Source organism: Nonomuraea sp. NPDC003201 (assembly GCF_053590415.1).
Genome location: NZ_JBSFTC010000009.1, coordinates 50153 through 71619, shown reverse-complemented (window position 1 = coordinate 71619; position 21467 = coordinate 50153). Strand labels below are relative to the sequence as shown.

The 21467-nt window shown below is 68.8% G+C and carries 20 protein-coding genes; 15 read left to right on the top strand and 5 right to left on the bottom strand.

Annotated elements, in window-relative coordinates; all coding sequences use genetic code 11:
- Positions 1 to 261 precede the first annotated feature (261 nt).
- The 5 genes from ACWDX9_RS06685 (at position 262) to ACWDX9_RS06665 (ending at position 4842) form a co-directional block, all read left to right on the top strand.
- Positions 262 to 1260 carry an ABC transporter substrate-binding protein gene (locus ACWDX9_RS06685; RefSeq protein ID WP_350730298.1) on the top strand — a complete coding sequence of 333 codons (999 nt, stop codon included), beginning with the start codon at positions 262 to 264 and terminating at the stop codon, positions 1258 to 1260.
- Entirely contained in the window at positions 1257 to 2072 is an 816-nt protein-coding gene (locus ACWDX9_RS06680) for an ABC transporter permease (protein WP_449949822.1), read from the top strand. Before ACWDX9_RS06685 ends, ACWDX9_RS06680 begins: the two co-directional genes overlap by 4 nt.
- Positions 2069 to 2875, top strand: coding sequence for an ABC transporter permease (locus ACWDX9_RS06675; RefSeq protein WP_449949819.1), 807 nt, complete (start codon positions 2069 to 2071; stop codon positions 2873 to 2875). Before ACWDX9_RS06680 ends, ACWDX9_RS06675 begins: the two co-directional genes overlap by 4 nt.
- A 99-nt stretch (positions 2876 to 2974) precedes the next feature.
- A complete protein-coding gene (locus tag ACWDX9_RS06670; RefSeq protein ID WP_192790728.1) occupies positions 2975 to 3748 on the top strand; it encodes an ABC transporter ATP-binding protein in 774 nt (257 codons plus the stop codon).
- Between the two features lie 218 nt (positions 3749 to 3966).
- The gene (locus ACWDX9_RS06665) at positions 3967 to 4842 is read left to right on the top strand and encodes a hypothetical protein (protein ID WP_449949816.1); all 876 of its coding nucleotides are present in this window, start codon (positions 3967 to 3969) and stop codon (positions 4840 to 4842) included.
- A 964-nt stretch (positions 4843 to 5806) separates the two neighbouring features.
- Here the strand turns inward: ACWDX9_RS06665 and ACWDX9_RS06660 are convergent.
- Positions 5807 to 5929, bottom strand: coding sequence for a hypothetical protein (locus tag ACWDX9_RS06660; RefSeq protein WP_449949814.1), 123 nt, complete (start codon positions 5927 to 5929; stop codon positions 5807 to 5809).
- Between the two features lie 225 nt (positions 5930 to 6154).
- Between ACWDX9_RS06660 and ACWDX9_RS06655 the strand changes: the two genes are divergently transcribed.
- The 6 genes from ACWDX9_RS06655 (at position 6155) to ACWDX9_RS06630 (ending at position 10727) form a co-directional block, all read left to right on the top strand.
- Entirely contained in the window at positions 6155 to 6406 is a 252-nt protein-coding gene (locus tag ACWDX9_RS06655) for a GntR family transcriptional regulator (RefSeq protein ID WP_449900293.1), read from the top strand.
- Between the two features lie 176 nt (positions 6407 to 6582).
- The gene (locus tag ACWDX9_RS06650) at positions 6583 to 6834 is read left to right on the top strand and encodes a hypothetical protein (protein WP_449949813.1); all 252 of its coding nucleotides are present in this window, start codon (positions 6583 to 6585) and stop codon (positions 6832 to 6834) included.
- A gap of 26 nt (positions 6835 to 6860) precedes the next feature.
- A complete protein-coding gene (locus ACWDX9_RS06645) occupies positions 6861 to 8918 on the top strand; it encodes a hypothetical protein (protein WP_449949812.1) in 2058 nt (685 codons plus the stop codon).
- A 34-nt stretch (positions 8919 to 8952) separates the two neighbouring features.
- Complete coding sequence (locus ACWDX9_RS06640; protein WP_449949809.1) at positions 8953 to 9495, top strand: hypothetical protein; 543 nt, start codon at positions 8953 to 8955, stop codon at positions 9493 to 9495.
- 121 nt (positions 9496 to 9616) lie between these two features.
- Positions 9617 to 9832 carry a hypothetical protein gene (locus ACWDX9_RS06635; RefSeq protein WP_449949806.1) on the top strand — a complete coding sequence of 72 codons (216 nt, stop codon included), beginning with the start codon at positions 9617 to 9619 and terminating at the stop codon, positions 9830 to 9832.
- 64 nt (positions 9833 to 9896) lie between these two features.
- Positions 9897 to 10727 carry a DUF4429 domain-containing protein gene (locus tag ACWDX9_RS06630; protein ID WP_449949804.1) on the top strand — a complete coding sequence of 277 codons (831 nt, stop codon included), beginning with the start codon at positions 9897 to 9899 and terminating at the stop codon, positions 10725 to 10727.
- An 88-nt stretch (positions 10728 to 10815) separates the two neighbouring features.
- Here the strand turns inward: ACWDX9_RS06630 and ACWDX9_RS06625 are convergent, their stop codons facing one another.
- The 3 genes from ACWDX9_RS06625 to ACWDX9_RS06615 form a co-directional block, all read right to left on the bottom strand.
- Positions 10816 to 12366, bottom strand: coding sequence for a CocE/NonD family hydrolase (locus tag ACWDX9_RS06625; protein WP_449949801.1), 1551 nt, complete (start codon positions 12364 to 12366; stop codon positions 10816 to 10818).
- Between the two features lie 178 nt (positions 12367 to 12544).
- The gene (locus ACWDX9_RS06620; protein WP_449949799.1) at positions 12545 to 14575 is read right to left on the bottom strand and encodes a DUF6351 family protein; all 2031 of its coding nucleotides are present in this window, start codon (positions 14573 to 14575) and stop codon (positions 12545 to 12547) included.
- A 15-nt stretch (positions 14576 to 14590) separates the two neighbouring features.
- Positions 14591 to 15895 carry a CitMHS family transporter gene (locus ACWDX9_RS06615; RefSeq protein ID WP_449949797.1) on the bottom strand — a complete coding sequence of 435 codons (1305 nt, stop codon included), beginning with the start codon at positions 15893 to 15895 and terminating at the stop codon, positions 14591 to 14593.
- A 149-nt stretch (positions 15896 to 16044) separates the two neighbouring features.
- Between ACWDX9_RS06615 and ACWDX9_RS06610 the strand changes: the two genes are divergently transcribed.
- From ACWDX9_RS06610 to ACWDX9_RS06595, 4 genes are all read left to right on the top strand, one after another.
- Positions 16045 to 16974, top strand: coding sequence for a LysR family transcriptional regulator (locus tag ACWDX9_RS06610; protein WP_357743098.1), 930 nt, complete (start codon positions 16045 to 16047; stop codon positions 16972 to 16974).
- Positions 16975 to 17085: 111 nt separating this feature from the next.
- Entirely contained in the window at positions 17086 to 18309 is a 1224-nt protein-coding gene (locus ACWDX9_RS06605) for a CaiB/BaiF CoA transferase family protein (protein WP_449949796.1), read from the top strand.
- A complete protein-coding gene (locus tag ACWDX9_RS06600; protein WP_449949795.1) occupies positions 18299 to 19177 on the top strand; it encodes an HpcH/HpaI aldolase/citrate lyase family protein in 879 nt (292 codons plus the stop codon). Before ACWDX9_RS06605 ends, ACWDX9_RS06600 begins: the two co-directional genes overlap by 11 nt.
- Before the next feature lie 31 nt (positions 19178 to 19208).
- The gene (locus tag ACWDX9_RS06595) at positions 19209 to 19937 is read left to right on the top strand and encodes an SAM-dependent methyltransferase (RefSeq protein WP_449949794.1); all 729 of its coding nucleotides are present in this window, start codon (positions 19209 to 19211) and stop codon (positions 19935 to 19937) included.
- A gap of 43 nt (positions 19938 to 19980) precedes the next feature.
- On the opposite strand, the gene ACWDX9_RS06590 is transcribed toward ACWDX9_RS06595, so the two are convergent.
- Positions 19981 to 21390, bottom strand: coding sequence for a glycoside hydrolase family 6 protein (locus tag ACWDX9_RS06590; protein WP_449949793.1), 1410 nt, complete (start codon positions 21388 to 21390; stop codon positions 19981 to 19983).
- Between the last annotated feature and the right edge of the window lie 77 nt (positions 21391 to 21467).

Sequence of the window (21467 nt, the reverse complement as noted above, 5' to 3'; positions counted from 1 at the left end):
TTCGACTGACTGGCCTCATCAGTAACAGTCGTCCCGTCAATCACCTCCTTTCACAAACCGGACAAACGCCGATCTCTTACCGGTCATCAAATTTTCACGATAGAACGAGAACCCGACATTGCAACCACAGGCGTCGTTTTCGCGATAATGACTACGGATTTGGTGTTACGGTCTATCCCTGTTGTGCGTCAGGCACACAGCCCCCGGGAGCAGAAGCCACCCGGTCCCCCCGCCTGGCTCCATCTGAAGGGAGTCCCTGACATGAGGCTTGGCCGTCCCGCCAGGGCCGCCATCATCGGGTTAGCTTTGACACTCGGCGCCGTTGCGTGCAGCACGGGCGGCTCCACGACACCCAGCGCGGCACCGTCCGCATCCGCCGGCGGCCTGGAGAAGACGAAGATCAAGGTCGCCACCCTGCCCGCCATCGACAGTGCCGCCATCTACGTCGCCATCGACCAGAAGCTCTTCGAGAAGGAAGGGCTGGAGGTCACCCCGCAAGTGGTCCAGGCCGCGCCGGAGGCCATCCCCATGCTGGTCAAGGGCGAGATCGACGCGATGTTCGGCAACTACGTGTCGATGTTCCAGGCGCACGACAAGCAGGCGCTGAAGCTGCGCATCCTGGCCGAGGGCTCTCGCGCGGCCCCCGACTCGCTCAGCATCATGGCTCTGCCGAACTCCCCCATCAAGACCGCCAAGGACCTCGAAGGCAAGACGATCAACGTGAACGTCCTGCACAACTTCCAGGAGCTGGCGCTGACGCAGGTGCTCAAGGCCAACAACGTCGACCCGTCCAAGATCAAATATGTCCAGGTGACGTTCCAGAACATCATGCCCTCGTGGAAGGGCGGGCAGATCGACGCCGCGTACCTGGGCGAGCCCATGGTCACGGCGGCCACGTCCGCGATGGGCGCCCGCAAGATCCTCGACCCGGCGTCGGGCCCCGCCGCCGAGTTCCCGATCTCCGGGTACGTCAGCACGCAGGACTGGTACGACAAGAACCCGAAGACGGCGGCCGCGTTCCAGCGGGCCATCCACAACGCGGCCAAGCTCATGGAGAACAACCGCGAAGTGGTGGCCAAGGTCCTGCCGAACTTCACCCAGATCGACGCGGCCACCGCGGCCACCGTCACGTTCCCGTACTTCTCCAGCAACGACAACCCGGTCCGCCTCCAGCGGGTGGCCGACTGGATGCTGGAGGCCAAGTGGCTCACGAAGGCGATCGACGTCAAGTCGCTGATGTCGCCCACCACGTCCGGGTGAGCACTCAGACCCTGGCCCCCGCCCGCCCGGCGTCCGCCGCGACACGCTGGTCACGCCGGGCGGGGGGAGCCCTCGCCTTCGCCGCCCTGATCGAACTGCTCAGCCGGACCGGGCTGGTGGACCCGGAGACCCTGCCGCCCGCGACGGCGATACTCGGGCGGGCGGCGACGCTGATGGCCGACCCCGCCTTCCGCGTCCACGCCCTGACGAGCCTGCTCGCCTGGGCGATCGGCCTCGGCCTCGCGGCGGTGATCGCGGTGCCGCTCGGGCTGCTGCTCGGCAGCGTGCCGATCGTCGACGCCGCCACGCGCTCGGTCGTGGAGTTCCTGCGGCCGATCCCGTCGGTGGCGCTGATCCCCCTGGTGTCCCTCCTGATCGGCACGGGCCTGCAGGTACGCGTCACGCTCGCGGTCTACGCCTCGTTGTGGCCGATCCTCTACAACACGATGTACGGCCTGCGCGGCGTCGACCCGCTCGCCAAGGAGTCGCTGCGGTCGTACGGCTTCGGGCCCCTGGCGGTGCTGCTGCGCGTGTCGCTGCCGTCGTCGGCGCCCTTCATCACCACCGGGTTCCGGCTGGCCGCCGGAGTGGCGCTCATCCTGATCGTGAGCACCGAGATCGTGGCCGGGCGGGGCGAGGGCATCGGCGTGTTCATCTTCTTCGCCGGCATCGCCGTACCCGCGCGGATGACCGACATCCTGGCCGCCGTGTTCTGGGTCGGGCTGTTCGGGGTGCTGGTGAACGCGCTGCTCGTGGCCGCCGAACGGCGGGCGTTCCGCTGGCACCACGCGCGCCTGGGAGAGACGGCATGAGGACCAGGGGCATGCGCGGGGCGGCGTTCCGGTCGCTGGTGCTGGTCGGGCTGATCCTCGCCTGGGAGGTGGCCACGCGGCTGGCGGGCAGCACGTTCTTCCCCCCACCCAGCACGATCGTGGTCAGGATGCACGCGATGTGGTTCTCGGGCCCGCCGGGCACGCTGTTCCTGACCGAGGACGCCATCGGGAACATCCTGCCGAGCCTGGGCCGGATGGCCGCCGGGTTCGCGGGGGGCGCGCTGGCCGGGGTCGTGCTCGGGCTCGCGCTGGGGCTGTCCGCGCGGGCGTACGACTATCTCGACGGGGTGCTGCAGTTCCTGCGGGCCATCCCGCCGCCCGCGCTGGTCACGGTCTTCGTGGTGGTGTTCGGGTTCGGGCTGCGGATGCAGCTGACGTTCATCGTCTTCAGCATCGTCTGGCCGGTGCTGCTCAACACCGCCGACGGCGCCCGCTCGGTCGAACCGCTGCACCTGCAGACCGCCCAGGCGTTCCGGCTGTCGAGGGCGGAGCGGCTGTTCCGGGTGATCCTGCCGTCGGCGCTGCCCAAGATGTTCGCGGGACTGCGGCTCGCGCTGTCGCTCTCCTTGATCGTCATGGTCTTCTCCGAGCTGCTGCCCGGCACCGTGAACGGCATCGGGTTCCAGCTCACGGCCGCGTACCAGACCTTCGACCTGCCCGCCATGTGGGGCGGGATCGTGCTGCTCGGCGTGCTGGGCTACGCCCTCAACGAGCTCTTCCTGGTCGTCGAACGAGGGGTGCTGGCCTGGCACCACGCCGCCCAGCAACTTTCCAGCACGTAAGAGTAAGATCACACGCGTTTACAAGTATGCCGATTCCGGCTCGGATAGAGTATTTCCGGCTCCGAGTTTGTCCATGGTCTCGCCCCCTGAGGAACTCCATTGCTCGAGATAGACAACCTCTCCCACGTCTACGGCGGCGGTACCCCCAACGCGCACCACGCCATCGAGGGCCTCAACCTGAGCGTCGCCGAGGGTGAGCTGCTGTGCATCGTCGGCCCCTCCGGGGCGGGCAAGTCGACCCTGCTGCGTTCGATCGCCGGGCTGCTCACGCCGACGGGCGGCCAGATCAAGGTCGAGGGCAACCTCGTACGCCAGACGCCGGACAATCTCGCCGTGGTCTTCCAGGACTACAGCCGCTCCCTGTTCCCGTGGATGTCGGTGGCCGACAACGTGGCGCTGCCGCTGCGCCGCAAGAACATGGACAAGCGCCAGCGCCGCGAGGCCGCCCAGGAGGCCCTGGAGTCGGTCGGCCTGGCGGGCGCGGAGCGCAAATACCCGTTCCAGCTGTCGGGGGGCATGCAGCAGCGGGTGGCGATCGCGCGGGCGCTGGCCTACCGTCCGGCCCTGATGCTCATGGACGAGCCCTTCGGCTCGGTCGACGCGCAGACCCGCGAAGACCTGGAGGACCTCGTCCTCAAGGTACGCGGCCACCACCAGATGACGATCGTGCTCATCACGCACGACATCGACGAGAGCGTCTACGTGGGCGACCGCGTGGTGGTCCTGTCCAAGGCCCCGGCGCACGTGGTGGGCGACCTCAAGGTCGAACTGCCCGGGCCGCGCGACCAGATCACGACCCGCGAACACCCGGACTTCGTCCACCTACGCGCCGAGGTCGGCCGCCTGGTCCGCGGCAGCCACGCCACCGTGTAGGTGAGCCCGGCTCCCTCACCCGTTGACCGACGAGGCGGTGGGCCGACTGATGCCCACCGTGCCTTCCGGATCAGGCAAAGCAGTAGAGCATTCGGATAATTCGAACGTTCTGGGCGCGAAAAGAGCCGCTATACGCGTGATCCCGAAAATCCATCATCACTTACCGTAGCTAATGTGTGACAATAAGCGGCATGCCGTCCCCTCGACACGACGCCCTCATGACGCTGTTCGCTGAGCGCCCCGACCTGGCAGCGGAGATCCTGCGCGACCTCATGGGGGTGGAACTACCCGACACTCCATTGGTCCAGCTGGAGAAAAGCACCTTTAACACTCGCCCCTCCGATGACATCGAACCTGACCTCGTCTTCGTCATGGGACCGCCACAAACCCCCGCACACGCCATCATCGTCGAAATCCAGCAAGACAAGTCCAAGGCGCCTCGGCAACTCGCCCGCTACGCCGCTGCGGTCTGGCTGATGCTGGGCTGCGACGTCACAGTCCTGGTCGTCTGCCCCGACCGCAGAGCTGCCGCGTACTACGCCCAGCCGATCGATTCCGGCCTGACCGGCTACCGCCTGCAAGCCCGGGTGCTGGGACCTGACGACATCCCCGTCATCACCGACGCTCAGCAGGCCGCCACCCATCTGGAACTGTCGACCATGTCGGTCATGGTCCATGGCCGCAATCGCAAGGTCGTCGAGGCGTTCGCCACAGCTCTTGCTGACACCCGCGACGAACACGCTCTGCATTACCATGAATACGCCTACAACATGTCCACGCCCGACATCCGCCGCCTCATGGAGGAGATCATGACGTCCACCACCTGGCCCGTCTACAGCCCTTTCGCCAAAGAGCACTTCGGCCGCGGCAAAGCCGAAGGTAAGGCCGAAGGTAAGGCCGAAGAAGCCGCCAGGATGGTGCTACTCGTGCTGGCCACTCGTGGTGTCGACGTTTCCGACGACGCGCGTACCCGCATCACCGCCTGCACCGACCTGGACCAACTCGAAGCCTGGGCCGCCCACGCGGTAACCGCCCGGACTCTCGATGACCTGTTCACCGAAACGGCCGAACAGCCCCAAAAGCGCACCGCCTGAGAAACTCCGCCAGGACCGCCCTCTCGGACTGCCCTTATCGAGGTGCCTCCGACGCACCCCCACGCGCCATCAGGCCCACCCGTTGACCGACGAGGTGGTGGGCCGACTGATGCCCACCCTGCCGTCTGGATCAGCAATGCTTGTCGGCTGCGACACCTGCTTCGACCTCGGCAACGGTGAGTACGCTCAAGTAGAGATCCGGCCGGAAAATCGATCGAGCCCAGGCGATGTGTTGGGATCAGGCTTCGGTCTCGGGGTGAGCTCGGCGGCGATATTGGTGTCGAGCAGATAGATCACTCGCCGCCCTGCCGCTCATCGTAGGAGCGGGCGCCGAACTCCACGCCTTCGAAGGGAGTCGAGAGAAGAAAGTCCATGAAACCGTCGTTGGCGAGCGTGGCCCAACGGTGTGCATGGACTCCAGTTCGGAGATGTCGGTCTCGGCGAGCTCGGCGTCGAAGTGGACCAACTGGTCGTCGGGCAGGGACTCGCGGATCTCCCGAATCGTCAGCAGGGGATGCCTGTCATACGGGCGGGGAGGAAGTGGCATGCCATACGTAGCACTCATCGTCACTCCTTCCTCTCGGCCTCGTTCCAGAACAGGGCCGATTGGTACCGACGTCAATCGAGCTGGATCGACTGGTCGCCTGCGTGCAAGCGCCAGGATCACCTTTGCCGATCGAACTGCTCATCGGGCCTCACCGCGCAGGATCCGCTCGAAGGTGTGCCTGGCGGTCGCGGTCAATGTCCACACGGTTTCGTGGACGGTTCGCTTGTCGCGGTCGGTACGGCGGACGAAGCCCTGACCAGCGGCGCCGCATAGCTCGTACGTCGTCGGCCGGCATTCGCACGTCCACGAGACGACACGGATGCGCAAAGCCCGGCGGTCTGGTCGATATCAGGCCAATACCAGGCGGCCCGGCTGGGGCGATGCGGGCCGTGGAAGTTAGGAATCTCGCGCGCCATGTCACCACACCCTTCCTTCGAAGATCTCGACGAGGTTCTTGAGTGCGAGGTCGACGCGGGCCATGACGAGTTCGCGGATGTGATCACCGCCCGGAGGCAGCCGGTATCCATGCTTCTCAAGCACGGCATGGATCTCAGCCGCCAAGGGTTCGAATCGTAGATCTGTGATTGGACCTGCCATGGACTGGACCTCCAGTGTCCGTTTTAGGGCCCCACTCCAGCGCTTCCACCGGCGTAGGCCCGAACTTCAAGGATCGAGGGATATAGGCATCTTAACGAGCTAGGCCATGGCTGGCCGTGGCCGGGCCTACCTATCTCGGGATAATCCTGGCCGCCTAACCTTCCCATCGTGAGAATCGATCCCGATGGGCTGCGTGCGCCCTACCTCCAACTGGCGGACGCACTTCGCGCCCGCATCGAGGCCGGCGAGATTCCGCCTGGACGCAAGGTGCCGTCTCAGACGGAGTTGGAAGAGGAATCCGGCCTGTCCCGGAACACCGTGAAGAAGGCACTCGACGTGCTGAAGAACGAGGGCCTTCTGATCACCGCGCCCGGTCGCGGACTGTTCGTCACCGAACGCGACGACGCCCAACAGGCCTGACGTCGAAGGCAGGGTACCGAGCCGGCTCTGATCGCGGAGATCGACGCGCTCGGCTGACAGGAATACCGTTTTCGTTCGGCGGCATGACGTCGGGAATGGCGGCGTGGCAAAGTGAATCGGAACGAATTTGAGACTTCGGTGGCACGGCTTGCGTACCACTTCGGTGGGAGGTCTTCATGACTACTCGTGCCGAGTTGATGAACGCGCTGCGCCGTGCGCAGGAATTGTCTGACCAGCACTGGCACACCCTGGACCAGCCACTGTCGCAAATGTCGAGCGGGCGGACGTGGACGGGGCCGGTCGCCGATAGATTCGGCGGTGACCTGGCGCAGCAGCGTGCGGAGTTGTGGCGCGGACTTCGCGGGGTCATCGACCATCTCCACGAAACGATCTCCAACCAGACCGTGATGGGGCCGAGAGACGAATGACTTTCTCCTCGATCGACCCCAGAGAAATGCACCAACTCGGCTATGGCGTACAAAATGCAGGAAAAGGCCTGGCCGAATGCGCGGCGCAGCTCCGGGCGATTCTGAACGAGGTCGAGCTCACCCACCCGGGAGTGGCGGCGATCGGCCGGATCGGGCAGTGGCTGACCGAGCAGGCCCCCGACCTCTACCGGCGGCGCGATCTCGCGTACGAGGCCGAGAAAGTCGACGTGGACGTGTTCGGCAACCCGCTCTCCGGTGCGGTCGTCCCTGCCGGGATGGCGCAGATCGACGAGTCGAGGATAATCCCGGCCAGGGTACGTGCCGAGGCGGCGCAGGCGGCCCCGCTGTTCGCAGCCGCCGCGCGAGGGGACGCGGGTGCTCTGGAAAAGCTCGCCGTTTACAAGGGGCGGCTGTCCGACCCGCAGTTCGCCACCGCCCTCATGGAACAACTCGGCCCGCAGGGTCTCTTGGCGCTTCCCGCCACCATGGGAACGCGGGTACGCAAGGCGCTCGACGCCGATCGCGATTCGGCGGCGGCCATCCGGCGGCAGAATCGCGACGTGCTGTCCATGCTGAGCAAGGCCCTCGCCGCAGCCACCGACCCCACCAAGAACGCGCATCTCAACCGGAAGTTCATCGAGGAGTTTAAGCGGCAGGGGCGCACGGAGATCCCGGCTCCTGACATGGGAGGGCTGACGAACCCTGGATATTGGTCGCTCGGCCAGATCCTCGCGGCGGCGCCGAAAGAGGCGTACAGCGAGTGGTTCATCAGGACCATCGGCCAGGACATGATCCAGTGGGACCGCGACTACCTGAAAGAGCATCGCGTACGGTTCCTGCCGAAGGACACCGACGTCTACAACCTTCCCGCGCCCATCGACACGCGGCCGTTCCAGGATTCCGACGTCATCGGCGCCGCCGATCCGATCGCCGCGTTGATGACCGTCGCGAGCACGTCGCGAGAGCGCGCACAGGCGCTGCTCGACAACAAGGACTTGCTGAAGTATCTGATGAGCGACCGGCGGTCGCAGTGGGAGATGGGCGATCGCGGCGAATCGCTGGGGGATGCCATGGAGGCGGCGATGAAGGGCGCCGACGCCGACTCCAAGCGGCTGGCCGTGATGGCCACGCAAATACTCGCCGACGAGGTCAAGCCGCATGTGTCGTTCAACGACGCCGGGGAGCTCGAGATCAAGAACCCGTCGGAGCTCGATCGCCTCTCCGGCATCCGCGACAACATGGGCCGCATCCTCGCGGAGCACTCCGACGACATCGTGTCCTCCTACTACCAGAACCACCCGCGACTGCCCGATAACGAACTCACGGGGAACGTTGAGGGAAAGAACACAGCGCGCTTCAACCCGACCGACCTTGACCTCGTCATGCTCGACGTGGCCGCCGACGACCAGGGGTACCAGGCGCTGCTCCGTGGGCAGGTCGCGGACATGCGCGGCAAGATCGATCAGGCGATGGCGACGCATAACAAGGACTGGCTGAACAATGTGATCGCACTCAACTCCACAGCGCTGGGGCATCTGGTGGAGGCACGCCGGATGGCTCTCGTCGGGCGAGGCAAGGAGGCGGACGCGGCAGACGAGGAGTTGCGGAAACTGGTCCAAGACGGAATCGGCCTCGTTCCCATTCCCTTTGCTAACCAGGTGGGCAAGGTAGGGCTCAAAGCAGCCGGCACCATCTACGAGAACTTCGTCAAGGACGGTTACACAAAGGCCGGAGACTGGCTGGTCCAGCAGAGTGGCCATGCCGGCGGGAAAACGGCTAAGGCGTTCGGCGACGCCGCGTCGAATGATAAAGCTGTCCAACAGCTGGTAAAACAAATGATTGAATCCTCCGCTGTGGCTCATGAATCCTATAGTCGCAATGACCTCAAGGGGCCCTTCGTGACTGGTGACCCGCCGCGGATCAAACCTCCGCTCGACATGACGAGGAGTGAATACGAGAGCTTCGTAGACTGGATAGAAGAGAACTCTACGATGCCGGCCGATTACAAGGAAGTGCAACAGACCACAGCCGTCGGAGCCAAGGAATTCCGCGACGACCTCAAGGCTGCGCCCAAAGATGAGTAAGCTCGCAGGGTGGCTCTGCGCCACAGTCGCCTCCATGATGATCGCCGGGTGCACGCCGGACGAGCCCGCGGCTACTCCGACACCTGACCCCGCGCCTGTGCGGGGTTCCGTTGCCGACCGTCCTCCCTATCTCTGCTACTTCATCCCGCAGGCGGCGGTGGCCGATCTGACGGGCTACACCGGCCCCTACGACGCCGGTGACGATAAACGCGATCCCGACGGGTACAGTTGCGTTATATCGAACGATGATCAGGGTATTTTCATCACCCGTTATGATGTGTCAGCCCCTCCGAGCGTCATCGAGAACTTCCTAAAATTCGAGAAGGAGAGTAATCTGGTCAAGCTTCCCGAGCAGCTGGGCAAGGGCGGAATAAGCGACTTCGAGATCCGGCTCTATCCGTACCGAAGGGCGTCTGCCTGGTTCCGTTGTGGATCCAACAACTCGCTCGTCGCCATCACCGTCAAGCGCAATCCCTCCCGCGACCAGGACCACGATCTCGTCCAGCTCATACAAATAGCCGAGCGGCGGTTCGCTGAAATGTTCAAGTGCAAACCCGGCGGCCCCCCACAGGGCTAGCGAATCACGGCCGGTGTCTGCCCGCTTCGAGGCCCCTCGGCTTGACGCTCAGCCCCGTCTCGCCGCATCTGCTGGCCGAACGCCCCGGCGGCCCACGCCTGCCCACCTGCACCGCCAACCGGTGCTCCTACTCCGAGCAGTCATTCGTCGAACTGCTTGGCATCGTCGACCCGGCCGCCCCAACTCCTGGGGCGTCCACACCGTCGCCGTCACCGACCTGACCGCCGCGCGCAAACTCGTCGAGGCCGTCGCCATCGCCACGAGCACCACCCCTGAGGGTTTCCACGTCACTGCCGACGACGCCTGCGGCGTGCCGGTCGCCTTCGCCCAGAGCTGATCCAGGAAGGTCTGAGGACGACCACGACGCCCACATTTCGGTGTCGATCGCCTAGCCTGTTTTCGTGGATGATGTCCTGGCGGGCCAGGGTTGTGCTTGGGTGTTCGAGGCGGATGCGCTGCGGATACGGCCCGAAGGCGCCAAGGTCCCCAAACTCGTTTCCGAGCTTGGTGAACGTGTCATCCCCCATGCGGCGATCGCCGAGGTGACGGTGGCGGCCGGTAAGAGGGGCACCGTGGTGCTGCGTGTGGTGCCCAGGCGGGGTGCCGATCCGGTCATGACCGTGGCGGCCGGGCAGCTCCAGGAGGCGGCCGAGCCCTACCGGCTCGTGCTTCCCTCCGGGCGGGAGACGCTCGCCGACTATTACGCGGATGAGTTGCGGGCGGTCATCGGCGAGTCCGGGCCGGTGACGCGGTTCATGGTCGAGGCGCCTTCGGTACCCCGTTCGTTCAAGGGGTGGGACGGGGCGGCGACGTTCGACGGCGAGGCCATCACGTTCACGTGGTTCTGGTCGGGGGCGTCGACCGCCAAATACTCCGCGGGTGACCAGCGGTTCTCGGTCTCGGATCTGGAGAGCGTCGAGTGGCACGCGCCGGAGGGGGCGAGTGGCTGTCTTCGGTTGAGGGTTCGCGGGGGGCGGCCGGATCCCGATCCGAACAAGGATCCGGCCTCTGTCGTCTTCGGGCTCGGACGGGGGGCGACGCACAAGTCCCTGCCCTTCGCGGCCGCCGTTCTCGCGTCGATCCCGGCCCCGGCGGTCCCGGAGGTGCGTCGGGCTCCGTCGGGTGCCGAGGTGGCCGAGCTGATCGCCAAGCTGGGCGATCTGCGGGATGCCGGGCTGCTCTCCGAGGAGGAGTTTCAGGCGAAGAAGGCCGAGCTGTTGTCCCGTATGTGAGCCCGGGCCTGGGTAGGGACGGGCCCACATGTGAGCCCGGGTGAAGACGGGCCGGGGCGAGTGGGGGCGGGTGGGGGCGGGCGACGGGTCAGAGGGTGGTCAGGCGGATGGTTGAGCCGCTGTGGCCGAGCCTCAGTGACACTTGTCCTGCTGGGGCGTCGGAGTCGATCTCCGGGTAGTCGTCGCTGGACACCGTGACGCTGATGCTGTGCCCGGCCGCGACGCGGTAGTGCGTGGGCCAGGTGCGGATGTCCAGGTCGTACGTCTTGCCGGGGCGTATCGGGACCGCGCGCTCGTGGCCGGAGCGGTGGCTCGCCTTCAGCCAGCCCTGGGTGATGCGGGTGGACGTGCCGTCGGGGGCGACGTCCTGCACCACGACCGCGAGGTTGCCGTCGGCCGCCGTGAACGAGGCCCGTACCTTGGCCTGGACCTCCCCCGCGAGGACCAGGTCGCGCTGGAGCGGCCCGGTCGCGAACGACAGCCGCTGACCCGGCCCGCCCGCGACCGGCTCGGTGTTGACCTCGAAGGTGCGGGTGGCGGGCCTGCCGGGGTCGGGGGTTAGGGTTCCGTCGGCTCCGAGGCCGAGCCGCACCGGCCGCGTTCCCGCCGGAGGCCAGCTGTCGAACTGCCGCCAGCCCGTGCCGGGCACCTCGTACGAGGTCACCCTGGCGGCGGGCAGCGGGGTGCCGGGGCGGCGGGCCAGCCAGCGGTCCCACCAGGCGAGATAGGCGCCGTTGCCGATGTCGGCGGGCTGCCCGGCCGGCCAGCCGTGCACCCAGGGGCCGGACACCAGCCAGACGTTGCGCTCGCGCGCCTGGAGGTTCTCCACCATGCCCTGGCGGTAGCGGTCGTACCAGCCGGCGATCTCCAGAACGGGGACGTCGAGGTTCTTCCAGCGGGACTTGACGCTGCGTTCGCGCCAGAAGTCGTCATAGAGGGGGTGCTGGGCGTACGTGACGAGGGTGTCGGGGGCGACGGAGCGCTGCCAGTCGCGGATCCTGGCCGAGTAGATGCCGCCTCGGTAGATGGTGTTCTCGTACCAGTCGCTGATGCCGTCCACGGGGATGATGGCGGCCAGGTGGGGTGGCTTGTTGACGGCGACGAGGAGGGACGAGTGCCCGCCGTAGCTGACGCCCGTCTGCCCGATGCGGCCCGTGGACCAGGGCTGGGCGGCCAGCCACTCGATGAGGTCGTAGTTGTCGCGCTGCTCCTGGCCGCTGAAGGGGTCGAGGTAGCCGGGCGAGTCGCCTGAGCCTCGGACGTTGCACACGGCCGCGACGTAGCCCCGGGTGACGAAGTACGCGGCGGCCTGTCCCTGGGGGCCGAGCTGGTTGTAGGCGTTGTAGTCGTAGACGATGCCGGGGAAGCGGCCGGGGGCGGGGGTGCCGTCGGGGGCGGCGGGACGGTGCAGGTCGCAGGCCAGGTGGCTGCCGTCGCGCAGGGGTACGGTGACGCGTTCCCGGTGGACCCCCCGGTACTCGGCGGGGCGGTCGTAGGCGAAGAACGGGTCGGGAGGGAGGAATGTGGCGGCGGTCGCGGCCTCCGGGGCCCCCGGTTCGGCTGCTGCGGGGAGGGCGGGGGCGCAGGTCAGGCCCAAGGCGGCGGCGGACAGTGCGGCCATGATCTTGAGGGGTTTCATCTTCGGTCCTCTGAGGCGGAGGGCGAGAGGGCTAAGGCTGGGGCGGAGGCTGGGGCGGGAGCCGAGGCAAGGGCTGGGACGGAGGCTGGGGCTGGGCTGGGACGGAGGCTGGGGCTGGGGCAAGGACTGGGGCTGGGGCGGAGGAGAGGAGGCTTGGAGGGAAGAGCGAGAGGGTGGGTTAGAGGGGGTGGGAGGACGGAGGGGGGCCGAGGGGGGTGCCGCCGGGGCCGGTGGTGAAGGTGAGCCAGGGCTGTGGCGGCCGGAGGTGGCCCGTGGCCGGGTCCGTCTGGCCGACTCCCGGGCGGGAGTAGTCGCACACGCCCGCACGAAAGGCCGAGCGCAGCCGCCCCCACTGCTCCCCCGTGAACGCGACACCGCCGTAGTCCCCCCGCCGCAGCGGCTTGAGGCGGCATTTCAGCAGGTCGCTGGTCGGCCCCTCGCCGGCCGCGACCCGGGTGTCGGCCTTGTGCGGGTACGCCTGGTCGCAGGCGGCCTGGTCGGTGACCTTGGCGCCGGAGATCCAGCAGGCGTCCACGGCCTCGGCGGGCCGGTGGCGTACGACCTTGGCGGGCAGCGGGATCGGCCGGCGGTCGGCCTCGACGGCGGCGAGCCAGCGGTCCATGACGTCCAGGGGTGAGCCGTCGCTGCCGTTCGTCCAGAGCACCTGGTTGCGGTGGTGGCCGTTGGCCCGGTCGAGCCGGTTGCGGAGCACGAGGCTGCGCCACGGGTAGTGGTAGTCGTTGTTGTCGGTGCCGCGGACCACGAGGATCGGCACCTGGGCCAGCCCCCGGCCGAAGACGACGCGTCCGGTCCGGTGCGCGATCTCGACGGCCGCGACGTCGGCCCCGCTCCGCGACGGGGTCCAGGTCATGTCGATGTCGAAACCGCCGACCCGCTGGTTGAGGTCGACGAACTGTTCGGGGCTGATGCGGCCGTCGCGCAGCGCGGTCAGGCCGTACTGGACGCCGACGTTGTCCCACGGCCGCCGGGCGCACGGCACACCGGAGCACCCCTGCGGGCGAGCGCACGACGCACCGGAGCAGCCCTCCACGCGGGCGCACGGCACGCCGGCGCACCCCTGCGGACGGGCGCCGTAAATGGAGATCATGAAGTCCTGGAGGGTGCAGCGGACGCCGCCGGGGTTGCGCGCCGGGTCGTAGCTCGCCTCGCCCGCGCAGGACGTGCCGTCGTCGGGCTTCATGTAGTCGGGGGCGCGGCCCGCGGAGGTGGCGCAGACCCCGGTGCCGCCGTGCCCGAAGACGGCGGTCCTGTCGTCGGGGTCGCTCCACAGCGGCGAGGCGTCCATGGCGCGGACCAGCGCGGCGCAGTCGCCGAACTCGCGGTAGGCCCCGACGATCTGGTCCGGCCAGTCCTGGGTCGGCAGGAGGCCGTCCAGCAGGCCCGGGTAGGCGTCGGCGACGAGGTACTGCTGGAGTGCCCCGCCCGAGCCGCCGCGGCCGATGGTGTAGCGGATCTCGCCGTACGTCTCGACGACGTGCTCCTTGACCATCATGACGGTCTCGGCGGAGGTGACGTCGTTGCTGTGCAGGGAGTTGTCGGTCATCGTGGACGACGCCACCGCGAACCCCTTGGCGGCCGCCTCCTGCGCCTCCGGCATGGTCAGCCCGCGGGAGACGCCCTGCCGGTACTGCTGGCCCGTGCCCGCCCCGAACACCCACACCAGCTTGTGGTTCCAGTTCGCCGGCACGAGCACGTCGTAGATCCCGCGGTTGACGGTGCCGCGTTCGAGGGTGGCCTTGACGCCGTTGCCAAGGGTGATCTCGCTACGGACCGGGGCGGCGTCGCACCGGTCGTTCAGGGCGGGGCCGAGGCCGTTCTCGGCGGTCTGGCACTGCCACGGCCGCACCTGCGGGCCCGAGAACACCGGGCCGCCCGGCGGGTGGTCGGTGATGGTCAGCCGCTCGGCCCGGCCTCGCGGCGGGCGGACGGTCAGGACGTTCGCGCCGGGCGAGAGGCCGTCGACCAGCCCGGTCAGGGTGCCGTCCGGCCCGGGCACGAAGCGGGAGGTGACGTCGGCGCCGTTGAGCTCGACCCGTACCCGTGCGGAGCCGGTGACCCTGACCAGCGCGTCACCTCCCGAGACGAGGTCGGCCCGGTTCGAGAGCACGTGGACGTCGAGATCCGGCTGCGGCGGGGACAGCGGCAGCGCCACCAGCGCCGGTATGAGGGCAAGCTCGCGCCAGGTCATGTCACGCTCCGGGGGTCAGAGGGAGAACGCGCCCGTGAGCAGCGCGACCACGGTCATCACGAGGGTGGTGGCGAAGGCCCACTTGAAGATGAAGCGCTGGTGCTCGCCCAGCTGCACGCCGCTCATCCCGACCAGGATGAACGTGGACGCGGTGAGCGGGCTCAGCGGGAACCCGGTGGTCATCTGGCCGAGGATGGCCGCCCTGGCCACCTCGGCCGGAGCGCCGCCGAAGCCGCTGACGGTCTCGGCGAGCACGGGCAGGACGCCGAAGTAGTAGGCGTCGGGGGTGAAGACCAGGCTGAGCGGCATGCCGGTGAGGGCCACGAGCACGGGCAGGTGCCCGCCGAGGGAGTCGGGGATGACGCTCACGAACGCCGACGCCATGCTGCTGATCATCTTGGTACCGGTGAGGACGCCGGTGAACACGCCGGCCGCGAAGATCATCGTGGTGACCAGGACGACGCTCTTGCCGTGCTTCTCCAGGAGCTCCTGCTGGCGTTCCCAGGTCGGGTGGTTGACCAGCAGCGCGATCGCGAACCCGACCACGAACAGCACCGGCAGCGGCATCACCTGCAGCACGAGCCCGACCAGCAGGGCGACCGTGAGCACCAGGTTGAAGACCGTCAGAGCCGGGTGGACGGGCGCCCGCTGGGTGCCGGGTCCCTCGCCGACCAGCCGCTCTTCAGGCATCTCGGGGGTGGAGATCGTGCCGAGGCGGCGGCGCTCCTTGAGCCCGATCAGGTACGACGCCACCAGCACCCACGCGATCCCCGCCGCCATCGCGGGCAGGACCGGCGTGAACACCTGGGAGCTGTCCAGCTTCAGCGCCGCCATCGCGCGGGCGGTGGGACCGCCCCAGGGGATGAGGTTCATGACTCCGGCGCCCAGGCAGACGACGCCCGACAGGACGAGCGGGCTCATGCCGAGCCGCCGGTAGACCGGCAGCAGCGCCGAGACCGTGATGAGGAACGTCGAGGCGCCGTCGCCGTCGAGGGCCACACACATGGTCAGTACGGCGGTGCCGACGGCGATGCGGAGCGGATCGCCCTTGGCCAGGCGCAGGATGCCGCGGATGAGCGGATCGAAGAGACCTGCGTCGATCATCAGGCTGAAGTACAGGACCGCGAACGCGATCATGATGCCGGTCGGCGCGACCTTGGTCAGCCCGTCGAGGACCATCTTCCCCAGCTCGCCGCCGAAGCCCCCGGCCAGCGCCGCCAGGACCGGGATCAGCACCAGCGCGATCAGGACCGACACGCGCTTGGTCATGGTGAGCAGCAGGAACAGAACGATCGTGGTGAATCCCAGGGCCGCTAGCATCGGTGTTCGCCTTCTTCCTCGCCCGGCTCGCGGGGGGTGACGTGCCGGAGTGTTACGGAAGAGTTTCCGAGCGAGGAAATCTCAGGTCCAGCATCAAAGCAACATTTATCCATGCGTTCTGCGCAAAAGTTCGGGTCTATGCTCACGCCATGGAGGCGAACCTGCGGCTGCTGGCCGCGTACGCCGCCGTGGCCAGAGCGGCGAGCTTCACGGCGGCGGCGGCCGAGATGCACGTGTCGCAGTCGTCGCTCAGCCGCGCGGTGGCCGAGCTGGAACGGCTGCTCGGCGCGCAGTTGCTGGAGCGCGACACCCGCAACGTGCAGCTGACGGCGGCCGGGGTGGAGACGCTGCGGGTCGCCGAGCAGATCGTGTCCGCGCACCGGTCGGGCATGAAGGAGCTGGAGCGCTACCTGCTCGGCGAGTCGGGCGTGGTGGCCGTGGCCACGCTACCGTCGGTGGCCGCGGTGCTGCTGCCCCGGGTGATCTCCGAGTTCCGGCTGCGGCGGCCGATGGCCGGGCTGCGGATCATGGACGGCCTGGAGCAGGTGGTGCTCGGCCGGGTGCTCTCGGGGGACGCCGACTTCGCGATCTCCACCGTCGGCGCCGCCCCCGAGCAGCTCGAACACCGCCCGCTGATCAAGGACCGCTTCCACGCCGTGCTGCCCGAGGACCACCCGCTCACCGAGCTCCCGGAGATCACCTGGGAGGAGCTGGCCCGGGAGCCGTTCCTCGCGATCGGGCCGGAGTCGAGCGTGCGGCGGCTCACGGACGCGGCGTTCGCGCAGGCCGGGGCGGTCCCGACGCTGGCGGCCGAGGCGGGGAGCGTGGCGACGGTGGGCGGGCTGGTGACGGCCGGGCTGGGGGTCTCGGCGATGCCCGCGCTGGTGCTGCCGCTGATGGGGGCGGGGCGGCTGGTCTACCGTCCGCTCGCCGAACCCGTCGTGGACCGCCGGCTGGACGTCGTGGTCCGGGCCCGCCGCACGCTGCCGGTGGCGACGAGCGCGTTCCTGGACCTGCTGGACGGCTTCCGCCGCGAGCTGCGGGACCTGCCCGCGGGCGTCTCCTGGAACCGCGACTGAGGCCACCTCGGGATTCATGCGCAAAGCGCATTGAATGATGGGTTTCTTGTGCTGGACACGCATTTCACCGCCTCGGCAGGATGAAACGGATCGGGAGGCGAAGGAGCGCGGGTGACAGGCACGGGTCAGGAAACGGGCGGAAGCGGCCAGGGGCAGCTGCGCGGGCTGAAGGTGGTGGAGTTCGCGCACGTGGTGGCCGGGCCGATGGCCGGCTCCATGCTCGCCGACCAGGGTGCGGACGTGGTGCACGTGGAGGCCCCCGGCGCCGGCGACGCCGCCCGCGCGATGGGCCCGGTACGGGACGGCGTGCCCCTGTGGTTCAAGGTCGCCGGCCGCAACAAGCGTTCGGTCACCCTCGACCTGCACCACGCCGCCGGACGCGAGATCGCCCACCGGCTGGTCGCCTGGGCGGACGTCGTGATCGTCACCCTGCGGGCCGGACGGCTGCGCGACTGGGAGCTGGACTGGGAGGCCGTGCACCGGCTCAACCCGAAGGCGATCCTGCTGCAGATCTCGGGGTTCGGGGCGACGTCCTCGCGGGCGAACGAGCCGGGCTTCGGCAAGATGGGCGAGGCCAGGAGCGGGGTGGTGCACCTGACCGGGTTCCCCGACGGGCCGCCCGTGCACACGGGGTTCTCGCACGGGGACGCGGTCACCGGGCTGATGGGCGCGTACGCCGTGCTCGCCGCCCTCCACCGCCGCGCGGGCGACCCCGGCTTCGACGGCGAGTGGATCGACCTGGCCCTCTTCGAGCCCCTCTACCGGCTGATCGAGTGGCAGATCATCGCCTACGACCAGCTCGGCGTCGTACCCGAACGGGCGGGCAACCAGCTCGCCGTCGCTCCCGCCGCGGTGATCAACACCTACCGCTCCGGCGACGGCGAGTGGATCACCGTGACCTCCGCGACCCTCCGCTCGGTACGCAACGTGGCCCGCCTGCTCGGTCTGCCCGAGGAGGACTTCGCCACGTCGGCGCAGCAGCACGAGGGCCGGGAGACCCTGGACAAGGGCCTGCGGGAGTGGGTGGCGGCGCGGACCACGGACGAGTGCCTGGCGGAGTTCGCCCGGGCGGAGGTGGTGGCCTCGCGGGTGTTCACCGCCGCCGACATCGCCGCCGACCCGGTCTACGCCGAGCGCGGCGACATCATCACGGTCGACGACGCCGACCTCGGCCCCGTACGCATGCAGGGCGTGATCCCCCACTTCCACCGGCGGCCAGGGAAGGTCTGGCGCACCGGCCCCGCGCTCGGGCAGGACAACCACCTCGTCTACCACGAGTGGCTGGGGCTGGCCGAGGAGGAGCTGGCGGAGCTGGAGCAGCACGGTGTCATCTGAGCGCCCCCTGCTCCGTTCGCTGCTCTTCGTCCCCGGCACCAGGACGGAGTGGCTGGCCAAGGCGGAGACGGCCGGGGCCGATGCGGTCATCCTCGACCTCGAGGACGCGGTCCCCGACGACGGCAAGTCCGAGGCCCGCCGCGCGGTGGCCGCGGCGGTGGCCGGATATGCGGGGCATCTGGCCCTGTTCGTCCGCGTCAACCCGCTGGACGGCTGGGCGGGGGCCGAGGAGCTGCGGGCCGTCGCGCACGAGCGGCTCAGCGGGGTCGTGCTGCCCAAGGTGAGCGGCCCGGAGGACGTGCGCCTCGCCGACCGGCTGCTCGCCTGGTGCGAACGCGAGCGCGGCCTGCCTCGGGGCCACATCGCCCTGGTGCCGCTGCTGGAGACGGCCTCCGGGCTGCGGGCGGCGTACGACGTCGCCATGGCGGCACCGTCCCGGATCGCCTACCTCGGCGCCGTCACCGCGCCGGGCGGCGACGTCGCCCGCGCCGTCGGCTACCGCTGGACCCCGGAGAGCACGCTCGGCCTGCGCTCCCGCGTGCTCCTCGACGTGCGCGCCGCCGGGATCCCCAACCCCGTCGCGGGCCTGTGGACGAGCATCGGCGACCTGGACGGGCTGCGCTCCTTCGCCGAGCAGAACCGCTCGCTCGGCTACGAGGGCATGATGGCCATCCACCCCTCCCACGTCCCCGTCATCAACGCGGCCTTCTCCCCCTCCCCCGACGAGCTGGCCCGCTACGCCCGGCTGATCGCGGCGGTGGAGGCGGCGCAGGCCGGCGGGTCGGGAGCGGTGACGTTCGAGGGCGAGATGGTGGACGAGGCCATGGCCGCCACGGCACGGGCCGTCCTGGACCGGTACGGCCGATAAACCGGTTGCGGGCGCCGCGAGACTGAACGGCATGGAACGAACGCTGATCAGCTCCATCGCCCACCGTGACCATCCGATCGCCGCTCCCATCACGCCCGGCAACCTCGACCGCCTGCTGCTCCGGGCCGCGCTGCCGGAGGGGGCCCGCATCCTCGACCTGGGATGCGGCGAGGGCGAATGGTCGCTCCGCGCGCTCGAACTCGTCCCCTCGGCCACGGCCGACGGCGTGGACCTCTCCGCGGAGGCCGTGTCCTCGGCGGGGCGGGCGGCGGAAGCACGTGGCCTGTCCGACCGGCTGAGGCTGCACGAGATGTCCGCGGCCGAGTTCTCCTCGGAGCAGCCTTACGACCTGGTGCTCTGCGTGGGCTCGACCCACGCGTTCCAGGGTCTGAAGGGCACGATGGACGCGGTCGCCAGGTTCGTCCGGCCGGGCGGGCTGGCGCTGATCGGGGAGGGCTTCTGGGAGCGGACCCCTGCTCCCGAGGTCGTGGAAGCCATCGGCGCGTACCCCGACCTGGCGGGCACGGTGGCCGCCGCCGAGTCCGAGGGCTGGCTCGCCGTCTACGGCCACGTGAGCACCCTCGCCGAGTGGGACGAGTACGAATGGTCGTGGACCGGCACCCTGGCCCGATGGGCCGCCGCCAACCCGGGCCCCGACGGCGACCAGGCCCTCGCCGTCGCGCGGGAGCACCGCGAGCTGTGGCTCACCGGCTACCGGGAGGCGCTCGGCTTCGTCACCCTCCTGCTCCAGCGGGTCTGAGAGAGCGGCCGGACCTCTCGCCGAGAGGCCCGGCCGGCGGGGACTAGCCGTTGATCAGGGCCACCGCCAGGTCGGGGTCGAACTGCCCGGCCGGCTTGGTGGAGGCGTTGCACACGCCGTCGGAGTCACCGGGCACCTTGACCCAGAAGATGTACTCGGCGCCGCTCAACTGCCTGACCGGCGAGGCGCCGAGCTTACGCCCGGGCGGGTTGCACCAGTTGTCCTCGGGCGTGCTGTCCGAGTAGGGGCCGTTGCCGTTGCGGCTGGTGTCGATCACGTACTTCTTGGCGCCCACGGTGCCCGACAGCTGACCGTTGACCCCGACGGCGTACGTCTCGGAGTCGGTGGTCCAGAAGTAGTTCGACACGTTCACGGAGAAGCCGCGGGTGTTGGCGATGCCCGACTTGACCAGCAGCGGCGCGATGACGTCGGGCGCGAGCCAGGTGGCGTTGGCCGCGTCCAGGTAGACCCACGCGTTGGGGGCCTGGGCCTTCAGCACCTGCGTGGCGTCCAGCAGCATCGCGTACTGGTCCTCGGGATTCTTGCCGATCTTGGTCACGCACCCGGCGGCGGCGACCGCGTCGGGCTCCAGCACGACGATCGCGTGCCTGGTGCCGATGGCCTTGGCGAACTCGGTGATCCACGCGTGATAGCCGGCCGCGTCGCCCGCGCCGCCGCCCGATTGGTTGGCGCACGCGTCCCGGTTGGGGATGTTGTACGCGACCAGCATCGGCAGCTTGTCCTGGGCCTGCGCCGCGCCGACGTAGGTGTCCACGGCCTGGGTGATGTCGCCGAACCAGCCGCCGAACCACTCGAAGATCGGCTTGTTGGCGATGTTCGCGGAGATGGCCGCGGTCTGGCTCGCGTTCGGATTGGCCGTGACCCACTTGGCCGGGTTGGACTGGTTCCACACGAACAGGGAGGTCGGGCGCGTCGTCTGCGTCTCCATCAGCGACACGTTGTCGAACCGGATCGCAGGCGTCCCGCCGGACCCGCCGAGCTGAAACGTCACCTCTGCCGCCGTGTCCGTGGCGGTCGCGGCCGTGAACGGGATGCTGTAGCGCTTGCTCGACGTGGTGAGCTGCACGCCCGTGGCCAGCGACTGGTTGGTGCTGGGCGTGGCCTTGTACTGCACCGTGGCGGTGGCCTTGAAGGCGACGGTGGAGTAGGCGTCGAAGGAGAGGGTGTAGCTCTTGCCCGGGTTCAGGGCGGCGGTGGTGGGGGCGGCCACCATGGCGTCCCAGGGGTTGGCGACGACGGCCTTCACGTCCACCCGCAGCCGCTGGGCGTCGAGCGCGACCGTCGTCTGGCCGATCGCGGCCCAGGGGGCGGTGGAGCTGTCGAAGGCGCCGTTCCCGATGAGCTGGGCGGCGGCTGAAGCGGGCTGGGGGACGACGAGAACTGCTGTCAGGACGGCGGCTAAAGCCGCGGTCTTGCCTGCGATGAATCGCACGTGTGCACCTTTCGGCGGGAGTCGCGGTTGATCATTACCGACCCCGTCTGACAAGGTCAAGAGGCGAAGTATGAACG

Excerpts from the sequence above, each read along its gene's own strand:
- ACWDX9_RS06625 (WP_449949801.1), bottom strand. The coding sequence starts at position 12,366 with ATGAAACCCCTCAAGATCATGGCCGCACTGTCCGCCGCCGCCTTGGGC.
- ACWDX9_RS06610 (WP_357743098.1), top strand. The coding sequence starts at position 16,045 with ATGGAGGCGAACCTGCGGCTGCTGGCCGCGTACGCCGCCGTGGCCAGA.
- ACWDX9_RS06675 (WP_449949819.1), top strand. The coding sequence starts at position 2,069 with ATGAGGACCAGGGGCATGCGCGGGGCGGCGTTCCGGTCGCTGGTGCTG.
- ACWDX9_RS06665 (WP_449949816.1), top strand. The coding sequence starts at position 3,967 with ATGACGCTGTTCGCTGAGCGCCCCGACCTGGCAGCGGAGATCCTGCGC.
- ACWDX9_RS06650 (WP_449949813.1), top strand. The coding sequence starts at position 6,583 with ATGACTACTCGTGCCGAGTTGATGAACGCGCTGCGCCGTGCGCAGGAA.
- ACWDX9_RS06595 (WP_449949794.1), top strand. The coding sequence starts at position 19,209 with ATGGAACGAACGCTGATCAGCTCCATCGCCCACCGTGACCATCCGATC.
- ACWDX9_RS06620 (WP_449949799.1), bottom strand. The coding sequence starts at position 14,575 with ATGACCTGGCGCGAGCTTGCCCTCATACCGGCGCTGGTGGCGCTGCCG.
- ACWDX9_RS06685 (WP_350730298.1), top strand. The coding sequence starts at position 262 with ATGAGGCTTGGCCGTCCCGCCAGGGCCGCCATCATCGGGTTAGCTTTG.
- ACWDX9_RS06645 (WP_449949812.1), top strand. The coding sequence starts at position 6,861 with ATGCACCAACTCGGCTATGGCGTACAAAATGCAGGAAAAGGCCTGGCC.
- ACWDX9_RS06640 (WP_449949809.1), top strand. The coding sequence starts at position 8,953 with ATGATGATCGCCGGGTGCACGCCGGACGAGCCCGCGGCTACTCCGACA.
- ACWDX9_RS06615 (WP_449949797.1), bottom strand. The coding sequence starts at position 15,895 with ATGCTAGCGGCCCTGGGATTCACCACGATCGTTCTGTTCCTGCTGCTC.